Origin of the sequence: Scopulibacillus darangshiensis (genome assembly GCF_004341035.1) — a bacterium.
GTDB classification, from domain to species: Bacteria; Bacillota; Bacilli; order Bacillales; family Sporolactobacillaceae; genus Scopulibacillus; species Scopulibacillus darangshiensis.
In genome coordinates, this window is sequence record NZ_SLXK01000029.1 from 16,100 (window position 1) to 40,693 (window position 24,594).

The window sequence follows — 24,594 nt, forward strand, 5'->3', positions numbered from 1 at the left end:
GCTCCTTTTTAACCATTTATCATTTATTTTTAAAAGCCAATGAAACAGCACTTTTCAATTCTTTTAACTGCCGTTCTTTTTGCAGATATAACGATTCTGCATCTTCTAATGTCACAAACGAAAATCGAATCGATTGCCCTGGCTTTACTTGGGCGATTAATGGCAAATCTGCCGTAATAACCTGTGCAATCTTGGGGTAACCCCCTGTCGTTTGGCGATCCGCGAGTAAAATGATTGGGTTGCCATCTGGGGTGACTTGAATCGACCCATTTGAGACGGCTTCGGACAATAGCTCATGTTTATGTGTTAACTTTAATGCCGGACCTGATAGCCGGTACCCCATTCGGTCTGATTGATTCGACACTGTAAAAGGCATCTTTGCACATTCATTTTTACTAGACTCTGTAAAATATTCAAATTGACTGCCTTTTGTAACACGAATGATCGGACTTTCGCTAAGTGGCAAAAACTTCTTATAATTCACAGACCAATTCGCGAGAGCAAAGGATTCTGTCACCTCTTTTTTTGACAGCGGGCTTTGATGATGAGATTGTTCATTAAAGGAAATCACATCATCAGCTTGCAGGGCTCTTCCTTTATATCCGCCAAGTTCGCCCCTTAGATAGGTGCTTTTACTATTCATAACTTCGGGAATGGCGTATCCCCCTGCAACCGACAGGTAAGCGCGGCAACCTGATTTGCATGGTCCAAACTTAATGGTACAGCCTTTCTTAACAAATACGGGCTTCCACATTGGAACAGGCTCCCCATCAATTGCAGGGGACAAGTTTCCGCCTGTAATAGCAATTAAGCAATCCTTTTCTATCTTAAGCTTAGGACCCATTAACGTCATTTCGAGGACTGCTTCATGGTCTGTGTTTCCAACTAAAAGATTCGCGATTCGGAGAGAATAAGCATCCATTGCACCGCTTACTATTACACCGTGTTTCTGAAATCCTTTCCTGCCAAGATCTTGAATGCTTGTTAATAATCCTGGTTTGATCACGCGTAAGCTCACTGCCCCTCCCCCTTAAGAACCGTTTCATTATATTCGTCCTGAGATATTGGAGAAAATGTCACTATGTCCCCGGCTTGTAATAAACTCGGGGGATTATCATTTGGCAAAAATAGTTTCATTGGGGTTGCCCCAATTAATTGCCAACCCCCAGGGGTTGAAATCGGATAAACCCCTGTTTGCGCACCAGCGATGCCAACTGATCCGGCTGGAATGGCTGTTCTCGGAGAAGGTCTTCTTGGGGTGGCAATCTTTTCAGATAACCCGCCCAAAAACGGAAAACCTGGCGCAAATCCAATCATATAGGCTAAGTACTCACCATTTGAATGAATATAAATCACTTCATCGGTCGTCAAATTATTATGACGGGCGACATATTCCAAATCCGGTCCAAACTCGCCTCCGTAACATACGGGGATCGACACGGTGCGATGGATCAGCTCTTGATTAGAATCGATCTGCTGCAATCTTTTTTTAATGATTGAACTGACAACCTTATAGGGAGACATACTTTCTGTCTTGTTCCTTTTTTTGTACAGATTATAGACAACCAAAGGATCGTAAAAAATTGTCAAATTTATAAAAGCAGGCACACATTCTATTAATCCAACGAACGGATCATTTTCAAGCGAATCCATAAATGCTTTAATTTTTTTATGCGTATCATACTTGATCTCATTTCCAAACGTTATCATAATTGCTGAGTCACCCAATGGGGACAACTCAAATGCAAATTGATTTGAAAGCGTCTGTGACAAAAGACTCACCACTTTTCTTGTCGTTATTAAATGCCTAGTGCCTCATCTCGAATGTCTGTAATAAACATATGCCCTGGAGCATGAGTGATCATTATCGCTGGTTTCGTTTCCATTGCGATCGCTTGCGGGGTTACGCCACAAGCCCAGAAGACAGGAACTTCCCCTTCACGAATCGTTACGGCATCACCAAAATCAGGCTGATCGACATCTTGAACACCAATCACACTAGGGTCGCCAATATGAATTGGCCCACCGTGAACGGCTGGATAACGAGAGGTTACTTGCACAGCCCGCACAACATCTTTTTGCAGGATTGGGCGCATGCTTGCAACCATGTCCCCGTGAAATATACCGGCTTCTATACATGGGATATTTGTTTTATACATTGGAACATTGCAGTCTTCTTCAATATGGCGAACCGAAATATCATTGTTCAAAAGGGCATGTTCAAATGTGAAACTGCATCCGATTAAAAAGCCAACCATATCATCTTCCCAATAATCTGTAAGGTCCGTTGCTTCTTCCACTAGATCACCGTATTTATAAATGCGATATTTTGGTATGTCCGTACGAATATCGCTCGATGGGGCTGCGATTTTAGGCACTGGAGAACCGATTTCTGTTACATCAAGAAGTGGACAGGACTTCGGATTACGTTGGCAAAATAGCAAGAAATCGAAAGCATGCTCCTTTTTTAAAATCGCCAAGTTGGCTTGGGCATAACCGCTTGCCATTCCAGCAGTTGGCTTAACCAAGCGGCCCTCGCGAATCATGTCGCGAAGTTCGGCTGGAGCTGTCTGAGAAAGATCTATCATGTTAATATTCCTCCCAAGAAAAGATTAGGTAACCTATTTGAATAGTAATGGCAGTTGATTGATAAGTGTGTATCCGCCCATATAAATCAAAGCGATAACAACGATGACACCTGAAATCGTCAGCCATAAGGGGTGCTTGTAGTCACCGACAATCTTCTTCTTATAAGCGGCGATTAACAGAACACCAAGAGCAATGGGTAAAATCAAACTGTTAAGCGCCCCAACTAAGAGCAGCACTTTAACCGGCTTTCCAATTAATACAAAGCACAATGTTGAAAAAACTATAAACCCAATAATCGCCCACTTAGAATTTCGGTTTAATTTTTCACTAAAAGTTTGGATAAAGGAAACTGATGTGTAAGCAGCACCAACGACGGATGTAATCGCTGCTGCCCACATGATAATCCCAAAAATTTTATAACCAGCATTTCCCGCAGCAAGCTTAAAAACGGATGCTGGAGGGTTGCTTGGATCAATCTGCAAGCCTTTCGATACAACGCCAAGTACGGCCAAAAATAGCGCAATTCGCATAATTGTTGTAATCAAAATACCCATAACAGAACTCTTTGTGACTTCTGGCAATGCCTTGGTGCCTTTGAGACCCGCATCCAACAATCGGTGTCCGCCGGCAAATGTAATATATCCGCCAACTGATCCGCCAACGATTGTCATAATGACGAAGAAATTAATTTCGTCCGGTACAAAGGTATGAATCACAGCTTCTCCTACCGGGGGTGCTGTTTTCCATGTCACGAATAGCATAAGGGCAATCATGACAAGTCCGGCAATTTGAATGAAGCGATCCATGACTTTACCGGCTTCTTTAACTAAAAAGATTAATACAGCAATAACCGCACTAATGATCGCCCCTATTTTTGGCGATATGCCTGTCATAGCGTTTAAACCAAGTCCGGCGCCCGCAATATTCCCTATGTTAAAAGCGAGTCCACCCAAAACGATGAGCAACGCAAGGATATACCCTAGTCCAGGAAGAACCATATTTGCAATGTCCTGTCCCTTTTTTTCAGCAACGGCAATAATTCGCCACACATTTGTTTGAGCAAAAATATCTATAATAATGGAAATAAGAATGACAAATCCAAAACTTGAAGCAAGATTTTGAGTAAAAACGGTTGTTTGGGTTAAAAAACCCGGTCCAATGGCGGATGTTGCCATAAGAAACGCGGCACCCAACATTACCGTCCAGTTAATTTTCCGCAGAGCAGTGGTTTTTTTCGGTGATGTGGATTTTTTCTTTGACTCCAATAGTTGCTGCCCCCTTCTATCCATTATTTATTCCGGAAATTTCCTTAACCGTAATATCTGAAGATTCCAGAGATGCTTTCACATAGCGGGCAAAAGTTAAAGCGTGTGCCCCGTCACCATGAATGCAAATCGTGTCAGCTTGTAAAGGCACATCAATACCTTGCTGTGACAAAACTTTCCCTTCCTTAACCATCCGGATGACTTGTGACACGGCATCATTATCATTTTCAATTAAAGCATTTTCTTCACTTCTGGGTGTTAATGAACCGTCTTGTTGATACGTCCGGTCCGCAAAGACCTCACTTGCTGTACGTAATCCTATTGCTTGTCCAGCATGGATTAATTCACTTCCTGATAAGCCGAATAAAATAAGTTCTGGGTTCACTTTGTACACGGCTTCGGCAATAGCAGCGGATAAATCTTTGTTTTTGGCGGCCATATTATATAAAGCGCCGTGTGGTTTAACGTGTTGCATTTTCCCGCCCTCGGATTGCAGGAAGCCGTTTAATGCGCCAATTTGGTAAACAACAATATCATAAGCTTCTTGCGGCGATATTTTCATATTTCTGCGGCCAAAGCCGATTAAATCCTGCAAACCGGGATGAGCGCCAATTTGGACGTTTTTATCTAAGGCACGCTGCACTGTTTTCCTCATAACGGCCGGATCCCCTGCATGAAATCCGCAAGCAACGTTCACCGAGGTAACATCATTTAAAATGTCTTCATCGTTGCCAATATGATACACACCAAAGCTTTCCCCTAAATCACAATTTAAGTCGACTGCGTTCATTGTTTACTCCTCCTGCTTTCTCAAAATTTGTAACCGGTGTCATTTGCGAAAACGACAGCGTTACGATCTTAAACAATTGCCATTGCATGATTTGTTACGTCTGTTCCGAATTTCGGTACCGTTGTTCCAAAATTCGACCATATAAGAATTATAGCATGATTCCTCTATTTCAACAATTATGTTGTCGGAATATACCATACATTTCCTCTCTTTCGACACTTGTATGCGTATGCCCATACAAAACCCCCAACTTTTTTAGAAAAGTTGGGGGTTCAATGCTTGAATGACTTTGAAGACCCAAATTGAGGCCCTATTTCCATTCGGCGAGTATGATTCGTCCGCTTTGATGACCGCGCGGGCCGATTTTCCCGGTCCATGGGCACGAATAGCTCTCTTTCGTTACCGCTCAAGGCCTTTTTCCCTTCACACGGGCACGAATAGCCCCTTTTGCATTACCTGGAGTAGTTTTCTCTGGTTTCATTATTAACGATCGGATCAAAAAATAGCAGCCTTGTGCATTAACAAATCATAACAACAAGGCTGCTTATACCATATTTTACTTAATTTTACATTATTGGTTGATTAATTGTTTTACCACTTTATCCTCTGATTGGTCCCCAACATTTTCATAACATCTATAGAACAAATATGTAAGGTAACCATTCAAATCAAATCCATCCTTATTGCCAAAGTCCGATAACGTTAGTTTCTTTTCTTCCAATGTATACCCCTCCCATAACCCGCTTATTTATCATCATGGTTACCAAACTATTAATCTTTTAAACATATAAATTGTAAAAAGATACCGTATCCTTCTGATCAAGTTTTATGACCAAATACGGAAAAAACCCTAGACCATAAAAAAGTTTAGGGTTTTCCGTACTTGAATTTTATTACCACTTTCATCCGACAACTATTGATACCCAAACAAATTCTGTCTTTTGTTTGCATTAATTTATAAGCCTGCTTTAGTCAATTGTCTCGACAGCCGCGACAGGTTGACTCTCAATAAGCTGTCTTTTCTAATTTGATAACATGCATAAAATTATTAAACCATACTTTGATTAATTATTCAATCTATTCCGAAAATACAATGTCGGTTTTGGCTTTATTTAACATGCATCCTATGGTCTGACCCTTATATATCCGCCTTAGGCATGTTTTTGCAACTCATTATTTTTATAATAAGAAAAGTTTATTTCATCGTTCCACATCTGATCATATCTCCTCGTCCACTCGTTTGCGATCTCTTTGCTTTTGATAATGACAATCATTTCATCGTTTTTTTCTTCAGCGCTTTTCGTAAAATTATACGACCCGGAGCATACAACTTTGTTATCCGCTATCATTAGTTTTAAGTGCATATTCCCCTGATGATTATTAACTTTAACAGGTATGCCGTCATCAACTAAGTTATCTATTGCCTTTTTGGAATACTGAGTCGATTGCCCTCTGTCCGTTATGACCCTTACATCAACACCTCGCTTTTTCGCCTGAATGATCCGAGGTATTATTTTGGTTTTGGTAATAAGAAAGATTGCAATATCAAGAGTTTCTTTTGTTTGATCAATTAACCCACTTATTTTTAATTGGGGTGACTGATATTTATCTGACCTCGTGAAACTATAGTCAATCTCTTTTTCCCTAATGACATTTGGTGATTTTAGGCTTTTTTTCTTACCCTGTTGAAAGTTGGATACCATATATGTCGTTGCTCCCGCCGCCAATACTGAACCCACCCAAACAAACAAGTCCAAAATAATCACCCCTCTTTGCTGTATATTAAAATATCTATGCAGCTAGGGGTCCATCTCATAACGACCTATACATATAATAAGCATGGGAACCTATGCTCTTTCCTGCTCATACTGTATCCTTTTCATACGAGTGTCGATTGCCGTCATTATTTCCCGGAAAATAATAGATTGGCAAGTATTAGCTTTTAAAACATAAAGAAAACTCGCCGATTGGCGAGCCTTTGGTGAAGACAGAGGCGTAGTTGCGACGCACAGGACGTGCTAGTACTGGCGTTGTAACAGGATGTTACGTCTTTAGCCAGTGCACTTATGTGCGTCAGAAAGTTATACTTTCTGATTAACTAAAGAAAACCAGAGTGATAAATCTACTCTGGCACAAATGCTCAAGGCAATCTTCTCAATTTAAAATTCCACTCCGTCCCTGCCAAAATGCGGCTGGTCTAATCCCTTTCTTGCACAATATCATATTTTTTGAGTCTTCTCATTAGTAAGGAATGTGTAATACCAAGGGCATTTGCGGTTTTTCGGATTGTCTTATGTTTTTTATACGCTTTTCTAATTATCTTCTTTTCTATATTCTGCAATGACACTGTTAAGGAATCTCCTGATGGAATAGACAGCAAATCCTCTTTTTCATCACACTCTTCCCAGAAATGTTCTGGCAAGTCGGAATGAAAAATGTCATCCTGCTCTGCTATAACGACAAGCTGTTCGACCAGATTCTCCAGCTCCCTAATATTTCCCGGCCAATCGTAATTTTGCAGGATTTTGATAACCTTACTTGAGAAATGTCTTTGTTTATGATGCCGAACATTAAACTTTTTTAAATAGAAGTATAGAAGCGGGAAAATATCTTCCTTACGTTCACGCAGCGGCGGCATTTTGACTGGCAGCACATTAAGGCGATAAAATAAATCAGCACGAAATTGTCCGTCTTTAATTAGCTTTTCTAAATTTTGGTTTGTAGCCGCGATTATACGAACATCTGCTTCATACGTTTTTGCAGCTCCGATTGGCATATATGTCTTGTTCTGTAATAGTTGAAGAAGCTTGGATTGAATGTGAAGAGGCAGTTCGCTGATTTCATCGAGAAAAAGCGTGCCATGCTCCGCCAATTTTACCAATCCGGCTTTCCCTTTACTATTAGCCCCTGTAAATGATCCTCTCTCGTATCCGAAGAGTTCAGATTCTATGAGACTTTCAGGAATGGCCGCACAATTAATATGAATAAGAGGGTTGTCACATCTTTCGCTCAAGTTATGAATCTGTTCGGCCGCCAAGTTTTTGCCTACACCGGTCTCTCCGGTAATCAGAACGGTCGTGTCAACACCGGCGATTTTTTCAATCAATTCCGTAAGGCGGACGTAAGCCAGGCTTTGACCGATAAAAGCATGTTTATCCTTATTGGAAAGGCGCTCGCGTATATTCGTTTTCCTGATTTCTTGGATATATCGTTGCAAAAGAGATTCTATCTCTTTAAGTTCCAAATCGGAAGTGTTTTGGACAACATTTGTAATATCCCTTCTGTGAGCAATGACATATTTTAACTCTTCCTGATAGTCCAAAATAACGTGTCCTGTGCCCATAAACTTTTTTCCGTTGGGTAACTTCTGAACAGTCGTTATTGTTTTCATAGCTTCGAGTGCTCTTTTAATAGCGGATGGTTTGAAAACCCCTTGTTGTTCGAGCTCGGTTGCCTTTTTTCCAATTAATTCTTCCCTAGACATCCCGCAGTTTTTTTGCCCCGAATCATTTACCCATAATGTCGTTCCGTTTTTGTCGGAAATATAAATATCATCATCGATGGCATTGAGAATTTGAAAAAAATACTTCGGGTCAAGCTGAAATTGATCCGTCTTCATCTTTTCCCCCTCCCTTAAAGAAGAAAATTGTATTGATATCGATCCAGTCAATAGATAATAAAGAAATGAAGCCATATATTTCGGATCGAAAACAGAACAAGTGTATCGATTATGATACAATCTTATCAAAGTTTACGGTAAATACCACATGTTTAAACGATTTTAATGCGATTTTTCCTGCAAAAATCCGCAATGGTTTGGCACGAAAATTGCATCTACCTTTAACAAGAACATACAAGGGGGTAACAAATGAAAATGACCTCATCATATTGGTTAACAAATGTTTGTTTAGAAAAGGGTTATCAATTTGATAACGGCATGATATCCGGCACAAAAACGGAAAACTGCCACCTTCTTATTGATAACGGGAAAATTGCTGAGATCATGTCCGCAAATACTATGCCGGAGAACAATCTGCCAAGGAAAGATGCCGGTAACTTATTAGCGCTGCCATCATTCATTGAAAAGCACTGCCATTTGGACAAAACACTCCTTGGTGAGTCATGGCGGGCAGTCCGTTCAGCTCCGACTATTTTTGAGCGGTTTGAGATTGAAAAGGATTCACTTAAATCTTTACCGACGACAACAAGAGAAAGAGCAAAAACATTGATTGACATTTTGCTTAAGGCAGGTTCGACCCATATTCGCACACATGTTGATATTTATCCCGAGATCGGTCTTGAAAACCTTGAAGCCGTTCAGAAGGCACTGGCGAATTACGAAGGAAAGCTGTCTCATGAAATTGTCGCGTTTCCACAACATGGTTTGCTTCGCACTGATTGTACAAAATTAGTAAGAGAAGCAATTCGATCGGGAGCTTCTCTTGTAGGCGGTGTTGACCCAGCTACAGTTGATGGGAATATGGAAGCGTCATTACAGCAGATGATGGATATTGCGGTTGAAGGTAACGTTGATATTGATTTACATCTGCATGATTCTGGACAATTAGGTCTAGCAACGATCAAAAGACTGGCTGAGCTTACGGAAGAAGCGGGTTGGCAAGGCCGTGTCGCGATCAGCCACGCGTTTGCATTAGGCGACATGAACGGAAGCGAAGCTGAGGAAGTGGCGCAGATGCTTTCAGACCTGGGAATTTCGATCATTACAAGCGTGCCTATCGGCGGATTGATTCCCCCAGTGAACTTCCTCCATCAAAAAGGGGTATCGGTTGCAGCAGCCAGTGATAACATTTTTGATTCATGGTCGCCTTTTGGAAATGGCGATATTCTCGAGCGGGCCAGTCGTTTAGCGGAACTTTTCGACAGGAAGACAGAGCTTGAGTTAGCCGAAACACTTGGATTTATTACAGGCGGAATCATACCGCTGAACAAAGAAGGCGAACGCGTTTGGCCGCGGGAAGGCGATGAAGCCAGCATTGTTCTGACAGATGCGAGTTGCTCAGCTGAAGCGATTGCCAGAAAGGTACAGCGAAAAGCCGTATTTTTTAAAGGCAAGCTTGTTTCTGGTTCTCTTTGATCGACAACCTGGCTAAATTTTAAAAGAAAATGGTGAATTGTGATGGATTTTATAAAACGGACAATCAATTTGGCACTAGAAAGTGTTGAAAAAGGCGGCCGACCGTTTGCGTGTATCGTGGCGCGTGATGGTGAGATTATCGCCGAAAGCCCTAATTTAGTCGAACAAACCCAAGATCCAACAGCACATGCTGAGGTGATGGCGATAAGAAAAGCCTGCATGACATTAAAAACGGAACATTTAACCGGCTGTGATATCTATATCCTTGCCAGCCCATGTCCGATGTGCTTGGGGGCTTTATACTACTGCAGTCCGGACCGGGTCATATACATTACAACACGCGAGGAATATTCCTCCTATTATAAGGATAACCGTAAATATTTTGAACTTGAAACTTTCTACAGTGAATATGGCAAACCTGCCGAAGAACGCCGGCTGCCAATGATTCACAAACCGAATGGGGAAAGTATAAACGTGTACAAGCGTTGGGAGCAATTAAACAGGGCATGACATCTGCACAAAAAGGAGGATCTTCAATGGAAAATTATTGGTTAACCAATGTACGGCTCGAGACCGGCTTTACTTATGAGGACGGTATTGCGACTGGCACTAAAACCGGATTGTTTCATCTTAAAATTGAGGATGGGGAAATAAAAGACATCGTTTCATCAGATACCGCCCTTCCAAGTGAGGCCTCAACGCAAGACGCCGGTTCTTTATTGGCTTTGCCTAATTTTGCTGAAATGCACATTCATATCGATAAAACTTATTATGGCGGGACTTGGAAAGCTCCAACACCATTTAAAAACATTTTTACGAGGATTAACGAGGAACAGAAGTTACTGCCAAAGTTATTGCCAACAGCGAAAGAACGAGCGGAAAAAATTCTCGAACTAGAACTTCAAAATGGAACAACTTTTGTCAGGACTCACTGTAATATCGATCAAGTTGTAGGATTAAAAAATCTAGAAGCCACAATGCTCGCTTTAGAATCATATAAAGACAAAATGGAAGCAGAAATTGTCGCTTTTCCCCAACACGGATTACTGAGAAGTCATTCTGTGCAATTAGTAAAGGAAGCCATGCGGTCGGGAGCAAACTTAGTCGGTTCCGTAGATCCAGCTACCGTCGATAATAATATAGAAAAGTCATTAACCACTTTAATGGATATAGCCGTAGAATTTGACGCGGGTATAGACTTTCACTTACATGATAGCGGACAATTAGGAACCTATACGATGAAAAGGTTAGCGGATTTAACGGAAGAAGCCGGGTGGCATAACCGGGTCACTGTCAGCCATGCACTTGGGCTCGGTGATGTTTCTGAAAAAGATGCCGCAGAAATAGCAGAGCGGTTTGCAAATCTTGGGATTAGCATTACCTCAACTGTTCCCGTAAGACAAGCTGTCATTCCGATCCCGCTTCTCCATGAAAAGAGTGTCCGTGTCATGTTAGGCAATGATACGATTATCGATCATTGGAATCCTTTTGGCACGGGAGATATGTTGGTTAAAGCCAATACACTCGCCCAAAGGTTCCACTGGATTCACGAGCAAGCTTTAGCAAAAGCTTTAGGTTTTGTTACAAACGGATCCACACCTCTTGATGAGAACGGAAATCAGGCGTGGCCAAAAATTGGCGATCCGGCAAACCTTACTTTAGTCGAAGCATCTTGCTCAGCGGAAGCCGTTGCTAGAGTATCAAATCGTCATGCTGTGATCTATAGAGGAAACACCGTGGCAGGCACTTTAACATCTTAACAAATTAAACCCGCCGCCCCCGGGGCATGTATATTCCCGGGAGCGTGCGTATGAGCTTACTGCATAAATAATTATATGAATATTTTGAACAAAACCACTCATCAGAAAGGATTTTGGATCTATGAAAAAAATTTATTTTCTGGTTTTAATCCCTATTTCATTTATAATAGGCACTCCTATTTTTGCGAATAAAGTGACGCCATACATCTTAGGCATGCCCTTTTTCATGTTTTTCGTTTGTTTATCCATGATTTTAACTTCTCTTACTCTCCTTACCATTAATAAATTTACCGTTGAAACAAAGGGGGAAGATTCCAAATGATAGTTTCCTTACTTATTATTGGCCTGTTTCTTTTGCTCACTTTATGGCTAGGCATTAGCGCAAGAAAAGGCAAGGATATGGATCTGGAACAATGGGCGGTGGGCGGACGCGGATTTGGCACCATTTTTGTATTTGTATTATTGGCTGGTGAGACATATACGACATTTACCTTCTTAGGGGGAAGCGGTGCGGCATATGGCACTGGTGGTCCCGCCTTGTTTATCCTTGTATACGGGTCACTGGCGAATATTATCGGCTACTGGGTGTTGCCTCGAATTTGGAAGTACGCAAAAGAAAAACAACTCGTATCACAACCAGATTATTTTGTAAGCAAATACAATAGCAAAGGATTAGGTCTATTAGTAACGGTCGTATCAGTTGCTGCCTTGATTCCGTACTTGGTTATGCAGTTCAAAGGTCTTGGCATTATTGTATCGGAAGCTTCCTACGGGGCCATCTCTCCAACTGTATCCGTCTGGGTATCAATGGTCACACTTGTTATTTATGTTATGATATCAGGCATTCACAGTTCTGCACGGACCGCCGTTATAAAAGACATCATGATCTTAGGCATCGTGTTATTTTTAGGTATATATTTACCGATTCATTATTATGGTGGATTTCAAGATATGTTTCAAGGGATTGAAAGCGCCAAACCGGGATTCCTTATGTTGGACTCCGAGGGAAACAGTCCTTCCTGGTTTATTTCAACAGTGGTCCTGCTTTCTTTAGGATTTTATATGTATCCACACACATTCAGTTCTCTTTATTCGTCAAAAAGCGCTCATGCACTGCGTAAAAATGTCAGTATCATGCCTCTATATGCATTGGTCATAGTATTTGTCTTTTTTGTTGGGTTTGCAGCCATTTTGCAAGTTCCCGGATTAAAAGGAGAAAATGTCGATTTGGCCTTGTTCCGATTATCCCTGCAGACGTTTGACCCTTGGGTTATCGGCTTAATTGGAGCAGCCGGATTGTTAACAGCCCTAGTGCCGGGGTCAATGATGCTAATGGCCACTTCCACATTAATTGCGAAGAATATATATAAAGTGTTTGCTCATTCCGCAGATGATCAAAAGGTTAGCAAAGTTGCCAGAAGTCTCGTCCCTTTTGTCGGGTTAGCTGCCGTGTGGTTCACTCTTTACGGAACAAGTACTATAGCCTCTCTTATAATCGTAGGCTCTAGTTTAATCACTCAATTAACACCTTCAGTGCTATTGGCATTACCTAAGAGACCCATCCTTACCGCACAAGGCTCGTTTTCCGGAATTGTGACCGGTGTCATCATCGTTTCTTATCTCACCCTAACCGGCACAACTATCGGATCACTTTTTCCGTCCCTCCCGCAAGTAGTAAAAGACATTAATATTGGATTAATAGCATTGATCATAAATGTGATTGTCAGCCTTTCAGTTAGTTTTATTCAAAAAGCCGCAATGGCCAAAACTAAAACGAAAAAGACCTACGGCGTGTCTTAATAGTTATATATTTTTGATAGCACAACAGCCGCGTTGCCACCGGAGTAATGAAGAATATTTCTAAGTATAATCATTAGCCTTGCATTAACTTAATTTCATTTTGTCAAGTAACTTTTTGAATTATTTATGGGTTATTGTCCCTTAATTGTCATTTTTTGAACTAAATAGGTATAAAAAATCCCTTATGATTAAGGTAGGGTAGTCCTTTCCAAATCCCTAATCATAAGGAGAAACCATGGATAAGGATACCACAAAATCCACAATAAATGAACTACTAAATGCACTTGATTCAAGGACAGGCGGGGTTAAGCTTTTGACACAAACGCTAGGTGTAACCTATGCAAAGGAAGGAATTCGGGTAAATGCTATTTGCCCCGGCTATATTGACACACCACTCATCGGAGGGGCCTCGGCGGAAGCTAAAGCAACATCTAGTTGATCTTCACCCGCTAGGAAGACTTGGCAAACCGGAAGAAGTCGCTAAAGCTGTTCTATTTTTAGCCAGTGATGATGCCTCCTTTGTCACCGGTGCAAGCTTATTAGTAGATGGGGGCTATACAGCTCAATAATGATGGTATGAAAAGGAAAAGGACCTCTCTTGCGCTTTTGCCATAAATTGCACTGGGGAGGTTTTATAAATTCAGCATTTAGACATCGGGGGCTTATTCTGGGGTTAACTGACATTTTGCTTCTTTAAAGCGATGTCAATCAGTTGTTCGGCTTGTTCAATGGTATCACTTTTATACAAGTTAGCGATCAGTGCGTTAAGCACATCGATTTCCGAAACTCTGTTGATTTTTTCATTGATCTCGATTGATACCATCCCGAAACGTGATTCCATGTAAGTTTGAATAGCCTCTTTCTTTCCCCTAACTAGCCCTTCCTGCATCCCCTCTTGTTCCCCTTCTTCGTAAATCCTTCTGAAGACCCTAGTCATCCTTAACACCTCCATCATTTTATTGATATAAGCATCATCCAAATATTTATCACCAATAGCAATAGAAGTAGCCATCAAACGAAAACGTTGCTCCTCATCTTTTAACCTTTTGGCAAGTTCCACAACTTCAGCAGCTAAATCCGAACGTTTTTTCTGTGTTTTCATGAGTGGGAGGAAAATGAGCTTCAACTGGTCTTCATCCGTTAGTATTTCCCTGTTCAATATTTTATTCGTCAAATTATAAAAGATGGCATCACCGTCAAAGTCCTTCATATAAATAGCCTTTGCATGATACCGGATCGATCCATGGTCGAGGCTTTCTTCCGCCTGATTCACATCAGATCCGTAAATCACAAATGTTTTAATCAGTTTGCGTTTCTTTTCATATAGTGCCGTATCATAAAGCTTAAATCGTTCAAGTTCATTAATGTGAAATTGGGTTTGAAATTCAAGGTGTAGAAGGCTTTCATCCTTTAAGGCAAATACAAAATCCATCCGTCTATCTCTGACCTCAATCAAAGGCAGATCTGTAGATTCAACTTTTATAATCGGCGCCGTATAAATGCCGTAAAAGTCTAATGCTTTCTTACCGAATTGTTCCGTCATGGCTTTAAAAATGATATCATAATTTTGCTTTGATACATTTTTATGTTCCATTCTACACCTCTTTGATCATATTATAGCATCATTATCTGTTTGTAATGGTCCAAATGGTACAACAGTAAATTAATTATTACCTCTTCCGTTATACGAATGCGCGTTCTTATACAGAGTATACTACCCCCTCTTTCCTTAACTGTCAACTAATAAATGCACGACGAAATTTGGTGATGGAAGGCCCTTCTTCCAAATTTTCACTTTTCCGCCGGAGCTGACGGTTGAAGCTGTTTCTCTTTTTTTACAAGAGATCTGCCTTTTCCCGTTACCTTTGCTTCAGAAGGCGAATGACCACTATTTATTAAGTGACGAATCACACTCGTCATCTCAGCGTTCGTTTCAGGATCTGCCAGACTAAAATGTCCTCTAAAATTTTCATAATAAATAGCATTGATGCGGTAAACGAACCAACCTAGAATTGGTGCAGCGGCCGCACCGATAAAGTTCCGCATCGTATGGAGCGAAACGGAACGCATAGAAGCATGATGAATATCGCCCGCAAGCGCCGTCTATATCGCATTTTATTCGGCTAACCAAGTATCTTTGGTTGCACAAAGGCATTCGCCACGTATGTATGGCGAATGCCTTTCAAAGATTTAAAAGGAATTATGACATATCTTGTGTCAATCCTCTTTTCCCAATGATACAGCTTCCGCAGCCTAGTGTTTCACCCATTCCTCGTTTATACATACATACTTAATAGCTTGTCTAAAATAGGTAAATGCAATATGAATTTTTCCATCTGCGGTTTGTTTAATTGTTGGATATGAGTATTCCCTATTCAGCTTATCCTTAGAGTTATTCGTCATTGCATAGCCATCGCCTACTTCAAGATTCTTAATAAATGGCCATGTTTTGCCGTTATCTTCAGATACAGCAATCGTCATTGGCGCTCTCGGCGCACCCCAGAAAGCTGGCTTGCCTGCATCTTTTTTCCGGTCATCATTGCTCGCGTCAGGTAATGGGTCAATTTGATTTTCTTCATCATCCTCAATCTCATCATATAAGGATGTTCTTCGTTCCGTACAATGATCAGCATTTATATTATTAAACACTAAAGCCAAGTGTCCATTCTTTAACTTCGTAACTTGAATGGAAGAATTATTATTGGGTAATTCTGTTGCAGATGGTTTACTCCAGCTCCTTCCATAATCGCTAGAATAGCTGGCATAAATATTGTCAGCCCAACGGCTGCGGAATAATGCGAAAAGAGTACCATCGTTTAACTTTTCAATATTCATATGGACACAGCCCAAACTATTAGGCACTTTATATTCTTTCCAATTTTTTCCTTGGTCTTTTGAAATCTTAACAGCACTTATATCCTTATCACCCGTCCATTTCTGTCCGAGTGATGTCTTACAATACCAGATCGGCAAAAGCCATTCGCCGTTATCGAGTACAATAATTGGTTGTCTAATGAAAGTTCCAGGGGTATCAAACAATGTTCTAATAGGGCCCCAAGTATAGCCATTATCCTCCGAAGTACGGTATCTAACAACGGCTGTACCTTGATTACCGGATTTTTGGGCAGTGTATAATAGCCAAAGCTTGCCATTAGGGCTATTGAACAACACTGGATTTTGTTCGGAACAGGAAGGGTCATTAGAGACTTTAACGGCCCGGGACCACTTACCAGATCCCTTCTTCAATCTCGACATATAAATATGGATATCTGACATACCTTCTTGTGTTCCCGCAAACCAAACACATAATAGATCACCATTATCAAGCGGCAATAAATTAGATGCATGATTCTGTACACGACCTGAAGAAAAATAAGTCTCTGTCCGATCCAAATCACTGGTTACCTGTTTCAATTTCCCATCAAATTCTCTATTAGAAACCGATACATTTTCCATATAAATCACTCCAAACTTTAGGAAATTAAAGAATGAATCAAGGTTGCAACAATCTTATAGACGCTCCAAAGGGCAAATACTGAGAGGATTCCAACAATAGCTGTGTCAACGATATTGTGGGCACGATCTCCATAAATGCTTTTCTTATTAATAATTATTAATAATCCGATAGAAATGATTGGCAGGAAAAATACTAAAGCTGCGTTTGACACTACCGTTAATTGAACAAATCCTGGCATGTTAGGGAATACCCAAATGATTGGCAATATCAACATAAGAAAATAAATGTACTTATATGCTGGATCTTTCCTGTAATTCCCTTCATATTTTTCTTTTCTCTTATGTGAAGAAGAATAGAAACCGTCAAAGGCCAATCGGATATAGCCATCTGTTCCCCCAAGGAAAGTGCTAAAAGTGGCAGCCCATACAGCTAAATAGATAATAATTTCTCCCGGACGGCCCAATACCTGTCCGAGGACATTCCCGAGGTCATCCACGCTGTTCACTGTAATGCCACGAGGATGTAAAATTTCAGCACCTACCACCCATACAGACAAATTCAAGATAATCATCATGATTGTGGCAAAAAGCAAGTCATATCGTTGTACTTTCCGGTGTTTTGGAGTTATATACCCTTTTTGCTTCATCCACTCTGGATAAAGGAGATTGGCAATAGAGCCGCCGACTGCACCTATCAATGATATAGCAATGATAATAGAATCATATGCTCCCTTTTGATTTGGCAATTCGAAAAGGAAGACGCCTTTCAGCGCTTCGCCAGGCTGAAAACCTGCCATGACAGCGACACCTACCAAACACACTGTCATGACTGCCAATATGATTTTTTGAACAAATTCAACTTGCTTATAAACAGAACGGCCTGTAATCAATAATGCCAATAGAATATTCACAACTGACCACATAATTGGATTGCCAAGATTGGTCAGATGATATAATGCATAAGAAGCCCCCGATAAACAATAAGCAGCACTGACATAACCATATAAAATGGAACCGCTTCCTAAAACGGCCGGATAATAGGGATGGAGCTTTCCATAAGCTTGAATGATACTATATTTATGCGGATTAAAAAGCTGGAACTTCGCAATAGTATTGACCAATGCGAAGCGGACAAGCAATGCAATGGCAAGCGCCCACATCAAGGTATACCCATAGTTCGCTCCGGCAACTGACGCATCGACCAGATCACCCGCACCCAACCAAGTTAAAACGACAACAATTCCCGGTCCAAATCCCTTGACATAACCCCAAAAGGTATTTGGGATAGGCGCACCTTCTTGTTGAACAATAGATGTCTCTTTCCTTATAACCGTAGTTTCTTGGTTCATGTTTGTTTTTCCGCTCATTTTCTTCCCACTCCCCTCATTGCCCTTTTTAGAACAGACCTAGTTCAAAATCCCTTTTCTAAGTTTACTTTGTAACCTTTTTGGGAGATAACTCAATAGCCGATTGAATGGCCGCAACCATGCTCCTTTCATCGGCGATATTTTTTTCGGCAATATCAAAAGCAGTGCCATGATCGACAGATGTTCTGATAATCCCTCCTTTTAACCCAACTGTGACATTTATTCCTGCTTCCAACCCTAGTACCTTAATAGGTCCATGCCCCTGATCGTGGTAACAAGCGACAACAATATCAAAATCCCCGCGGACTGCCCTGTAAAAAAGCGTATCTGCTGGATAGGGGCCGCTGACATTTATCCCTTCAGATGCAGCCCTCTTTATTCCCGGAATAAGCTTTTCTTCTTCTTCCCCATTTCCGAACAATCCATTTTCTCCTGCATGAGGATTGATCCCGCAAACTGCGATTCTTGGGTCAGATAAACCGGACCTTTGCAAGGTATCATGAGCTAGTTTCACAACCTTAAAAGTTCGCTCAGGTGTGATCATCTCAATGGCCTTAAGTAATCCAACATGTGTTGTTAAATGAATGACCCTTAAATTTGGGGAGGATAACATCATTGAATAATCCTTTGTACCAGTCAAATCTGCCAAAATTTCAGTATGACCGGGATAAATATGACCGCCTTTATGCAAAGCCTCTTTATTTAAGGGCGCTGTACAAATCGCTTGGATGTCGCCTTTCTTGGCTAGATCAACAGCCTTTGCAATGTACTGAAAGGCTGCGTTCCCGGCAAGGGGGGATAGATGCCCAAAAGGCAAATCTCCCGGCAATAAATCCAAATCGATACAATTAATCGTTTCAGAGGAAAAGTGGCCATCGTTTGGTTCACTCACCTTGCGAATCGTTACATTTACTCCTGTTAATTTGGCCGCTCTTTCCAATATTTTCACATCACCAATGATTAGGGGGCGGCAATTATTATATAAGGAAGCATGCTGCAAAGCCTTTATAATGATTTCAGGTCCGACTCCTGCAGCGTCTCCCATTGTTATGCCTATCATAGGTTTCATCATCGTCATCTCCTTGAAGCTTCATCATCGCCTTTAAAATAGCAAATTCGCTGCCAAAATTACCCGCCTTTGTCACAACATCCAATTCTCTGCCGCTGTATAATCGTCCTAAAGGAATCCCTGGCTCAACTTCATCTATTAAATGAAATTCTGTCGCTTGGAGTTGCTTGAAGACTTGACCTGCGGTATCTCCTCCAGTAAGAAAAACTTTCTTTAGATGATTTTCGTTAATAATATCAGCGGCTAATTCACCTAATGCTTGAGATACTAAATCACTGGCTTCTTTAGGTGTATGGCCATAATACCCGCCTATTTCTTGCGTTTCCTTAACATCCTGAGAAGAATACAGCGCAATATGGTACCCTTGCTTTAATAACAACTGAGCCCTTTCCTTCAGAAATTGAAGTTCTTCATTTTTTAACCTTTGTTCTTGAACAACGTGTTTTGATGTCATCTCTATACCGACTGCTTTTGGATGAAGCAACACTTGATTTAACTGTTTTCTCCCTATTCCGCTCATACTTCCGCTAACAAATAGTATTTGATCGCTATTCTTGGGGAACACCTGATTAGCATTTTGCTTTTTCCACCCGTAGTTAATTGGAAGGTACTTGCTAAATCCCGCCGAACCAGCCCAAACAACAGCATATTTTGTCTGTCTGATAAAGGCCATAATCCGGTTTAGGTGCTCATCATTTACTGAGTCAAATACAATATAACGAATGCCTTTTTTCTTCATTTCCTTTAACTGTTTAGCGATATGCTCGCAGCCTCTTAATAGGTCTTCCACAGAAATATGGGCAACCTCTCTCCTGGACTGCTCTTGAATAAGCTGTGGCAGATAGGATGTTTTGACTGGTGTTTTGGGATCGTTTGCGACCTCTGTTTCATGTAATTTCCGTTGATTTAAATAATGAAAACCATGTATGACTTGCCGGCCATTTTCCGGGTATCCCGGGGCAATAATGACAAAATCAGGTTGAAAGACATCATAAATCGCATTAATCTCTTGCCCGATGTTCCCTCTCATCGTAGAGTCTATTTTTTTATAAATAACATCACATGTCTCTTTCTTAATAAACTCTGAAACTCTTTTTACTTTTTCATAAGCTTGTTGTCCAGTAAGGGAACGGCTGTCGGTATCAAATATAACAACATCCTTATCGTGCAAAGCTTTGGCATCTTGATTAAAAACCACAGATGTTTTTAGCCCATACCCGCTTAACTGAACGCCGCTGTCACTTGCCCCTGTCAAATCGTCAGCTATAATTGATATCTTCATGTCCTATCACATCGCTTTTCTTAAGGCAGTAGTTTCCGGTATATGTTCTTTATATCTTCCACACTTAGAGTTTTGGGATTATTGTTTAATAGTCGAGTAACTTTAGCGGCAGCCTCAGCCAAATCCTGTAAGTCTATTTCTTCAACACCGTATTTTTTCAAATTCTGTGGTATATCCAATTCCTTCGTCCATTTGTTAATTTGGGAAACAACCCGTTCGGCCGCTGCATTCTCGCTGTCTCCGGCCTCAGAAATCCCCATCGCTTCCGCAACCCTCGATAATCTCCCAGTAATCGCATCCATATTAAATGCCATGACATGAGGCAATAACATCGAATTGGCTACACCATGGGTGATATTAAATTTGCCTCCCAGCGGATATGCTAGCGCATGGACAGCAGCCGTTCCAGCACTTGTAAGAGCCATGCCCCCATACATAGAACCGATTATCATTTTTCCTCTTGCTGCGATAGATGCACCGTTGTGGTAGGCTTCTACAATACTAGATGAAATCAAACGAATGGAATCGAGAGCATAAGTATCGCTAATAGGATTTGCTTTATTTGAAATAAATGATTCTAGCGAGTGAGTGAAAGCATCCATTCCTGTAGCCGCTGTGATTGCGGCCGGTAATTCCAAGGTTAGAACAGGATCAATAAAAACGAGATCGGGCAGAAAATATTTGCTGACGATACCTATTTTAAGCTCCTCATCGGGTATAGTAACAATGGCATTCGGTGTTACTTCGGAACCTGTACCTGAGGTAGAAGGAATAAGAATCGTCGGAATGCCCGGTCTTTCAATCACATCAGGTTCAAGGAGTTCGTGCACCGATTTATCATTTGTTTTTAGGATCGAAAGGATTTTGGTAGCATCAAGAACACTGCCTCCACCAAGTCCAATAAATACATCATAATTTTCATTGGCAGGATCCTTATAAACCTCTTCTATATTGGCAACGGTTGGCTCTGGTAAGATCCCTGTTATAGTTCGAGAATCAATTCCCTTATTTGATAACTGGCTCTTAACCTCATCAACAAAGCCAAGCCTGATAAGCGAGGGTGACGTAATAATTAGCGCTTTTTGAATGTCTTTCCCTATAAGATGAAGGTTTTCAGCTAATGATTGAATCGAGTTTTGCCCAGAAATGATATGATTTGCCGTTTGAAAATGATAAAGTTGCTTCATAACCATCTCCACTCCTTAAAAATTCTTTTTATTTCTTATATAACTGAAGCACGTCTCTTAGTCTGTTTGTTGCTTCTTCAGACAGTTCCATGACTGGCGACCTTGGCGGGCCGACTGGAATACCAAGAAGTTCTACAGCTTTTTTGAAAACAGATGGCGTTGTCCCCATTTTTGAGGCGTTTCGTATCGCTCTCAATTTATTTTGTGAAAGCTTAGCCTCTTCTAAATTCCCCTTTTTCCAGTTGTCATAAATGGATAAAACTAATTCAGGGAACATATTTGCTGTTGCGGCGACGCCGCCTTCCCCGCCAGCCATCAGTGTCCATAATATTAATGAATCGTTACCTGACAAAACCGAAAAGTCATCGTCTGTTTGTTCTATATATTGAAGAATCAAGTCAAAATTACCGCTGCTATCCTTTATGCCTTCAATGTGAGGTATTCTGGACAAAACAGATACTGTTTCTGGTGCTAGCGAAACTCCTGTTCTGGATGGCATATTGTATAAAATAATTGGAAGCGATGTCGCCGCCGCTATTTTCTCATAATGCTTAATGAGCTCTGTTTGCGAGGGCGGATCGAAGTAGGGGGTAATAATCGAAAGCATGTTAGCACCGGTTTCCTCTATCTTTTTGGAAAACGCAATAACTTCCTTTGTGCTATTCCCTCCCGTCCCTACAATGACTGGAACTCTTCCATTGGTCTCTTCGATGACAATTTGCGCGACTTTTATTTTTTCCTCTTCTGATAATGTAGCAAATTCACCATTTGTCCCTAAACAAAAAATGCCATGCACACCTGATTCAATAAGGTGATTAACTAATTGGCGTGTAACAGGTTCGTTTATTTCTTCTTCTTTAGTCAATGGGGTTAATATCGCAGGCACAACCCCTTTTAATTTCGGCATTTTGTCTCCCCCTTCTGGGTTGTTTAAAAATTAAACACATTGAGCGTTCTCAATTTCCATTCTAAACTCAAGTGTTGTTAATTGCAATAACGATTGCAAGATTTTTTGAAAAAAACACACAAAAAAAGGCGCTATTTTAATTTGCGCCATAATGTTGAGCGATTTATGCCCAAACGTTTTGCAGCTTTAGATTGGTTCATTCCCTCCTCTTCCATAACTCTGCTTATCACTTTCCTTTCAATTTCCTCCAATGTCCCTGTTAATTCAATGTTGCACTTTTCATCATAAGCATCACCGACCGTCGTATACATAACCCTATCGACATCCTCTAATCCGATATATGGGTTATCACTTAAAATAACCAATTCCTCGACCACTCTTTTTAACTGATCAACATTATTTGGCCAGTCGTGATCTTTGAGTTTTTGTAAGGCTATTTCCCGAATGCCAGAAACTTGTTTCCCGTATTTAATGTTAAATTCATTTATAAAAAGCCGTGTTAAAATTTCAATGTCCTCTATTCTATTTTTTAATGGGGGCAAAGTAAGATTTAGCGACGCTAGCAAGTTGTATAATTCTTGATCAAATAAACCCTTTTCTATTCGGTCATGTATATCATTGAATGATGACACAATAATGCGAAATGGAGGATCAGTATTTTTATTCAGATAATCCAGTAACACTTTCTGATTGGCCATCGTTAAATGGTGTATGTCCTTCAAAAAGAAAGTTCCTTTTTCAACATAAGAAAGGAGATGGTCGTGTGATGGATCGCCGCTTAGTAACTGATCCCACGCTTTGTCGGGAATTAAATGACAATCTGCCTTAATAAATGGATATGAGCTTTCTGAACTTCCTGAGTGAATAAAGTTAGCGATTCTTTCTTTTCCGGTGCCTTGTTCTCCGGTAATCCAAATAGGTGCTTCTACCGTACTATATCTTTTCGCCCTTTCTATTACTTCCATAATGATGTCATTGCTTCCCGAGATTCCCTTGACCGTATGAGATGCATCCCCCGGTACCTGGCATCTTATATAGAGTCCCTGAACCTTTTCACCATGAAATAAATTTGTTTTTTTGACACGAAAAGCAGCATAAGGTTCATTTAAACCTTTTAAAGGAAAACCAGTTATTTCTAATAAGCCATCCTCAGTCTCAACAATTGTTTTAAATGGCCCCTTATCGATTATAGATAAAGCCCACTTTTTAATATTCAGCAAATGCTTTAGTTTTTCTTCGGGCAATTTTTTTACAAATCGATTCAAAAACACGGGCTTTAGATCTCCATCAAAAACGATAACGCCTTCATCTGCTTGTTCCACTATTGAATTAGGAATCACAAGGTCCTTTTTAAATGCAGTTAAAAATTTATAGGCATTCTTTGCCTCTTTAAATGCCTTTAAAACACTTTCTTTGCCAGAAGTTAATAAAATCCCGTTGAAACCCAATTCCTCTGCTTTTTGCACTGTTATCACATCACCAACGATCACATGATAGTCATCTTTTTGCAGCTCCAATAACTTTGGCTTAACATCCTCTTCTTTAAATATGGTATACGTGCTAATATCAATGTCTAACAAAGAACAAATGATCGCTGCACCTTCCGCTATAGTCGGAAAACCAACTATAGCAGCTTTGCCCGGAAATCCCTTGACCAGGGTTAGAACACGCAACATGTCATATCCTGAAACTTCTATATCAATAACTGGAATGGATACCTGCTCTTGAATTAATTTAGCCGTCCCACCTCGGCTAATAATAATATCAGCACCATTCCTTTCCGCTTCTGCCGCTATTTTAACACCTTCATTTAAATCACCGACTTCAACCTCAACTTGCAACTCAATATTGTCCTCTTTTTCCCCTAAACTTACAATTAATTCTCTCAGTCCGCTATATGGGGCTATAACAACAATTTTCATTTTCCCATCCACCTACTGTTGCGATTTTCAACACTTAACATTACTATAACAAAAAACATATGCTAAGGAAAATCAAGCAATGATATAAAATGAAGGACCTGCCTT

The 24,594-nt window shown here is 40.6% G+C and carries 22 protein-coding genes and 1 pseudogene; 6 read left to right on the plus strand and 17 right to left on the minus strand.

Features of this window, described 5'->3' with window-relative positions; translation table 11 throughout:
* Positions 1-19 precede the first annotated feature (19 nt).
* The 8 genes from EV207_RS16515 to EV207_RS16545 all read right to left on the minus strand — a co-directional run bounded on the left by EV207_RS16515 (position 20) and on the right by EV207_RS16545 (position 8,263).
* The gene (locus tag EV207_RS16515) at positions 20-1,018 is read right to left on the minus strand and encodes a 5-oxoprolinase subunit C family protein (protein ID WP_132747254.1); all 999 of its coding nucleotides are present in this window, start codon (positions 1,016-1,018) and stop codon (positions 20-22) included.
* Positions 1,015-1,773 (minus strand): 5-oxoprolinase subunit PxpB, encoded by a 759-nt coding sequence (gene pxpB / locus EV207_RS16520; protein WP_132747255.1) that lies wholly within the window; start codon positions 1,771-1,773, stop codon positions 1,015-1,017. The genes EV207_RS16515 and pxpB overlap by 4 nt, the downstream gene beginning before the upstream one ends.
* Positions 1,774-1,799: 26 nt before the next feature.
* The gene (locus tag EV207_RS16525; protein ID WP_132747256.1) at positions 1,800-2,588 is read right to left on the minus strand and encodes a putative hydro-lyase; all 789 of its coding nucleotides are present in this window, start codon (positions 2,586-2,588) and stop codon (positions 1,800-1,802) included.
* A 33-nt stretch (positions 2,589-2,621) separates the two neighbouring features.
* Positions 2,622-3,785: an NRAMP family divalent metal transporter gene (locus tag EV207_RS16530; RefSeq protein ID WP_243647119.1), complete on the minus strand. Its 1,164-nt coding sequence runs from the start codon at positions 3,783-3,785 to the stop codon at positions 2,622-2,624.
* Positions 3,786-3,870: 85 nt separating this feature from the next.
* The gene (locus EV207_RS16535; protein ID WP_132747258.1) at positions 3,871-4,644 is read right to left on the minus strand and encodes a LamB/YcsF family protein; all 774 of its coding nucleotides are present in this window, start codon (positions 4,642-4,644) and stop codon (positions 3,871-3,873) included.
* Positions 4,645-5,215: 571 nt separating this feature from the next.
* A complete protein-coding gene (locus EV207_RS23160) occupies positions 5,216-5,365 on the minus strand; it encodes a hypothetical protein (protein ID WP_165886982.1) in 150 nt (49 codons plus the stop codon).
* A 430-nt stretch (positions 5,366-5,795) separates the two neighbouring features.
* Positions 5,796-6,401: a phospholipase D-like domain-containing protein gene (locus EV207_RS16540; protein ID WP_132747259.1), complete on the minus strand. Its 606-nt coding sequence runs from the start codon at positions 6,399-6,401 to the stop codon at positions 5,796-5,798.
* Between the two features lie 440 nt (positions 6,402-6,841).
* The gene (locus EV207_RS16545; RefSeq protein ID WP_132747260.1) at positions 6,842-8,263 is read right to left on the minus strand and encodes a sigma-54 interaction domain-containing protein; all 1,422 of its coding nucleotides are present in this window, start codon (positions 8,261-8,263) and stop codon (positions 6,842-6,844) included.
* A 255-nt stretch (positions 8,264-8,518) separates the two neighbouring features.
* Between EV207_RS16545 and EV207_RS16550 the strand changes: the two genes are divergently transcribed.
* From EV207_RS16550 to EV207_RS16575, 6 genes and pseudogenes are all read left to right on the plus strand, one after another.
* Positions 8,519-9,739, plus strand: coding sequence for an amidohydrolase (locus EV207_RS16550; RefSeq protein WP_132747286.1), 1,221 nt, complete (start codon positions 8,519-8,521; stop codon positions 9,737-9,739).
* Positions 9,740-9,781: 42 nt separating this feature from the next.
* On the plus strand, positions 9,782-10,249 hold the full coding sequence (locus EV207_RS16555; RefSeq protein ID WP_132747261.1) for a nucleoside deaminase: 468 nt from the start codon (positions 9,782-9,784) through the stop codon (positions 10,247-10,249).
* Positions 10,250-10,275: 26 nt separating this feature from the next.
* Positions 10,276-11,499, plus strand: a complete 1,224-nt coding sequence (locus EV207_RS16560; RefSeq protein WP_132747262.1) for an amidohydrolase family protein — start codon at positions 10,276-10,278, stop codon at positions 11,497-11,499.
* Between the two features lie 121 nt (positions 11,500-11,620).
* Positions 11,621-11,821 (plus strand): DUF3311 domain-containing protein, encoded by a 201-nt coding sequence (locus EV207_RS16565; protein ID WP_132747263.1) that lies wholly within the window; start codon positions 11,621-11,623, stop codon positions 11,819-11,821.
* Positions 11,818-13,299 carry a sodium:solute symporter family protein gene (locus tag EV207_RS16570; protein WP_132747264.1) on the plus strand — a complete coding sequence of 494 codons (1,482 nt, stop codon included), beginning with the start codon at positions 11,818-11,820 and terminating at the stop codon, positions 13,297-13,299. Before EV207_RS16565 ends, EV207_RS16570 begins: the two co-directional genes overlap by 4 nt.
* A gap of 235 nt (positions 13,300-13,534) precedes the next feature.
* A pseudogene (locus EV207_RS16575) lies at positions 13,535-13,868 on the plus strand (SDR family oxidoreductase).
* Positions 13,869-13,972: 104 nt separating this feature from the next.
* Here EV207_RS16575 and EV207_RS16580 read toward each other — a convergent pair.
* The 9 genes from EV207_RS16580 to EV207_RS16620 form a co-directional block, all read right to left on the minus strand.
* Positions 13,973-14,893 (minus strand): RpnC/YadD family protein, encoded by a 921-nt coding sequence (locus EV207_RS16580; RefSeq protein WP_207902966.1) that lies wholly within the window; start codon positions 14,891-14,893, stop codon positions 13,973-13,975.
* Between the two features lie 197 nt (positions 14,894-15,090).
* Positions 15,091-15,369, minus strand: a complete 279-nt coding sequence (locus tag EV207_RS16585; protein WP_132747265.1) for a hypothetical protein — start codon at positions 15,367-15,369, stop codon at positions 15,091-15,093.
* A 183-nt stretch (positions 15,370-15,552) separates the two neighbouring features.
* The gene (locus EV207_RS16590) at positions 15,553-16,755 is read right to left on the minus strand and encodes a sialidase family protein (RefSeq protein WP_132747266.1); all 1,203 of its coding nucleotides are present in this window, start codon (positions 16,753-16,755) and stop codon (positions 15,553-15,555) included.
* 17 nt (positions 16,756-16,772) lie between these two features.
* Complete coding sequence (locus EV207_RS16595) at positions 16,773-18,122, minus strand: Nramp family divalent metal transporter (protein ID WP_132747267.1); 1,350 nt, start codon at positions 18,120-18,122, stop codon at positions 16,773-16,775.
* A gap of 64 nt (positions 18,123-18,186) precedes the next feature.
* Positions 18,187-19,191 carry a 4-hydroxythreonine-4-phosphate dehydrogenase PdxA gene (gene pdxA / locus EV207_RS16600; protein ID WP_132747287.1) on the minus strand — a complete coding sequence of 335 codons (1,005 nt, stop codon included), beginning with the start codon at positions 19,189-19,191 and terminating at the stop codon, positions 18,187-18,189.
* A complete protein-coding gene (locus tag EV207_RS16605) occupies positions 19,139-20,473 on the minus strand; it encodes a four-carbon acid sugar kinase family protein (protein ID WP_132747268.1) in 1,335 nt (444 codons plus the stop codon). The genes pdxA and EV207_RS16605 overlap by 53 nt, the downstream gene beginning before the upstream one ends.
* A gap of 20 nt (positions 20,474-20,493) precedes the next feature.
* Entirely contained in the window at positions 20,494-21,660 is a 1,167-nt protein-coding gene (locus EV207_RS16610; protein WP_132747269.1) for an iron-containing alcohol dehydrogenase, read from the minus strand.
* Between the two features lie 28 nt (positions 21,661-21,688).
* A complete protein-coding gene (dapA, locus tag EV207_RS16615) occupies positions 21,689-22,567 on the minus strand; it encodes a 4-hydroxy-tetrahydrodipicolinate synthase (RefSeq protein WP_132747270.1) in 879 nt (292 codons plus the stop codon).
* 131 nt (positions 22,568-22,698) lie between these two features.
* On the minus strand, positions 22,699-24,489 hold the full coding sequence (locus EV207_RS16620; protein ID WP_132747271.1) for a sigma-54-dependent Fis family transcriptional regulator: 1,791 nt from the start codon (positions 24,487-24,489) through the stop codon (positions 22,699-22,701).
* Between the last annotated feature and the right edge of the window lie 105 nt (positions 24,490-24,594).

Bases quoted from the DNA above. Each gene is read 5' to 3' on its own strand.
- EV207_RS16610 (WP_132747269.1), bottom strand. From the start codon at position 21,660: ATGAAGCAACTTTATCATTTTCAAACGGCAAATCATATCATTTCTGGG.
- EV207_RS16565 (WP_132747263.1), top strand. From the start codon at position 11,621: ATGAAAAAAATTTATTTTCTGGTTTTAATCCCTATTTCATTTATAATA.
- EV207_RS16535 (WP_132747258.1), bottom strand. From the start codon at position 4,644: ATGAACGCAGTCGACTTAAATTGTGATTTAGGGGAAAGCTTTGGTGTG.
- EV207_RS16550 (WP_132747286.1), top strand. From the start codon at position 8,519: ATGACCTCATCATATTGGTTAACAAATGTTTGTTTAGAAAAGGGTTAT.
- EV207_RS16545 (WP_132747260.1), bottom strand. From the start codon at position 8,263: ATGAAGACGGATCAATTTCAGCTTGACCCGAAGTATTTTTTTCAAATT.
- EV207_RS16595 (WP_132747267.1), bottom strand. From the start codon at position 18,122: ATGAGCGGAAAAACAAACATGAACCAAGAAACTACGGTTATAAGGAAA.
- EV207_RS16560 (WP_132747262.1), top strand. From the start codon at position 10,276: ATGGAAAATTATTGGTTAACCAATGTACGGCTCGAGACCGGCTTTACT.
- EV207_RS16605 (WP_132747268.1), bottom strand. From the start codon at position 20,473: ATGAAGATATCAATTATAGCTGACGATTTGACAGGGGCAAGTGACAGC.
- EV207_RS16525 (WP_132747256.1), bottom strand. From the start codon at position 2,588: ATGATAGATCTTTCTCAGACAGCTCCAGCCGAACTTCGCGACATGATT.
- EV207_RS16585 (WP_132747265.1), bottom strand. From the start codon at position 15,369: ATGCGTTCCGTTTCGCTCCATACGATGCGGAACTTTATCGGTGCGGCC.
- EV207_RS16530 (WP_243647119.1), bottom strand. From the start codon at position 3,785: ATGTTGGGTGCCGCGTTTCTTATGGCAACATCCGCCATTGGACCGGGT.
- EV207_RS16580 (WP_207902966.1), bottom strand. From the start codon at position 14,893: ATGGAACATAAAAATGTATCAAAGCAAAATTATGATATCATTTTTAAA.
- EV207_RS16620 (WP_132747271.1), bottom strand. From the start codon at position 24,489: ATGAAAATTGTTGTTATAGCCCCATATAGCGGACTGAGAGAATTAATT.
- EV207_RS16555 (WP_132747261.1), top strand. From the start codon at position 9,782: ATGGATTTTATAAAACGGACAATCAATTTGGCACTAGAAAGTGTTGAA.
- EV207_RS16590 (WP_132747266.1), bottom strand. From the start codon at position 16,755: ATGGAAAATGTATCGGTTTCTAATAGAGAATTTGATGGGAAATTGAAA.
- dapA (WP_132747270.1), bottom strand. From the start codon at position 22,567: ATGCCGAAATTAAAAGGGGTTGTGCCTGCGATATTAACCCCATTGACT.
- EV207_RS16570 (WP_132747264.1), top strand. From the start codon at position 11,818: ATGATAGTTTCCTTACTTATTATTGGCCTGTTTCTTTTGCTCACTTTA.
- pdxA (WP_132747287.1), bottom strand. From the start codon at position 19,191: ATGAAACCTATGATAGGCATAACAATGGGAGACGCTGCAGGAGTCGGA.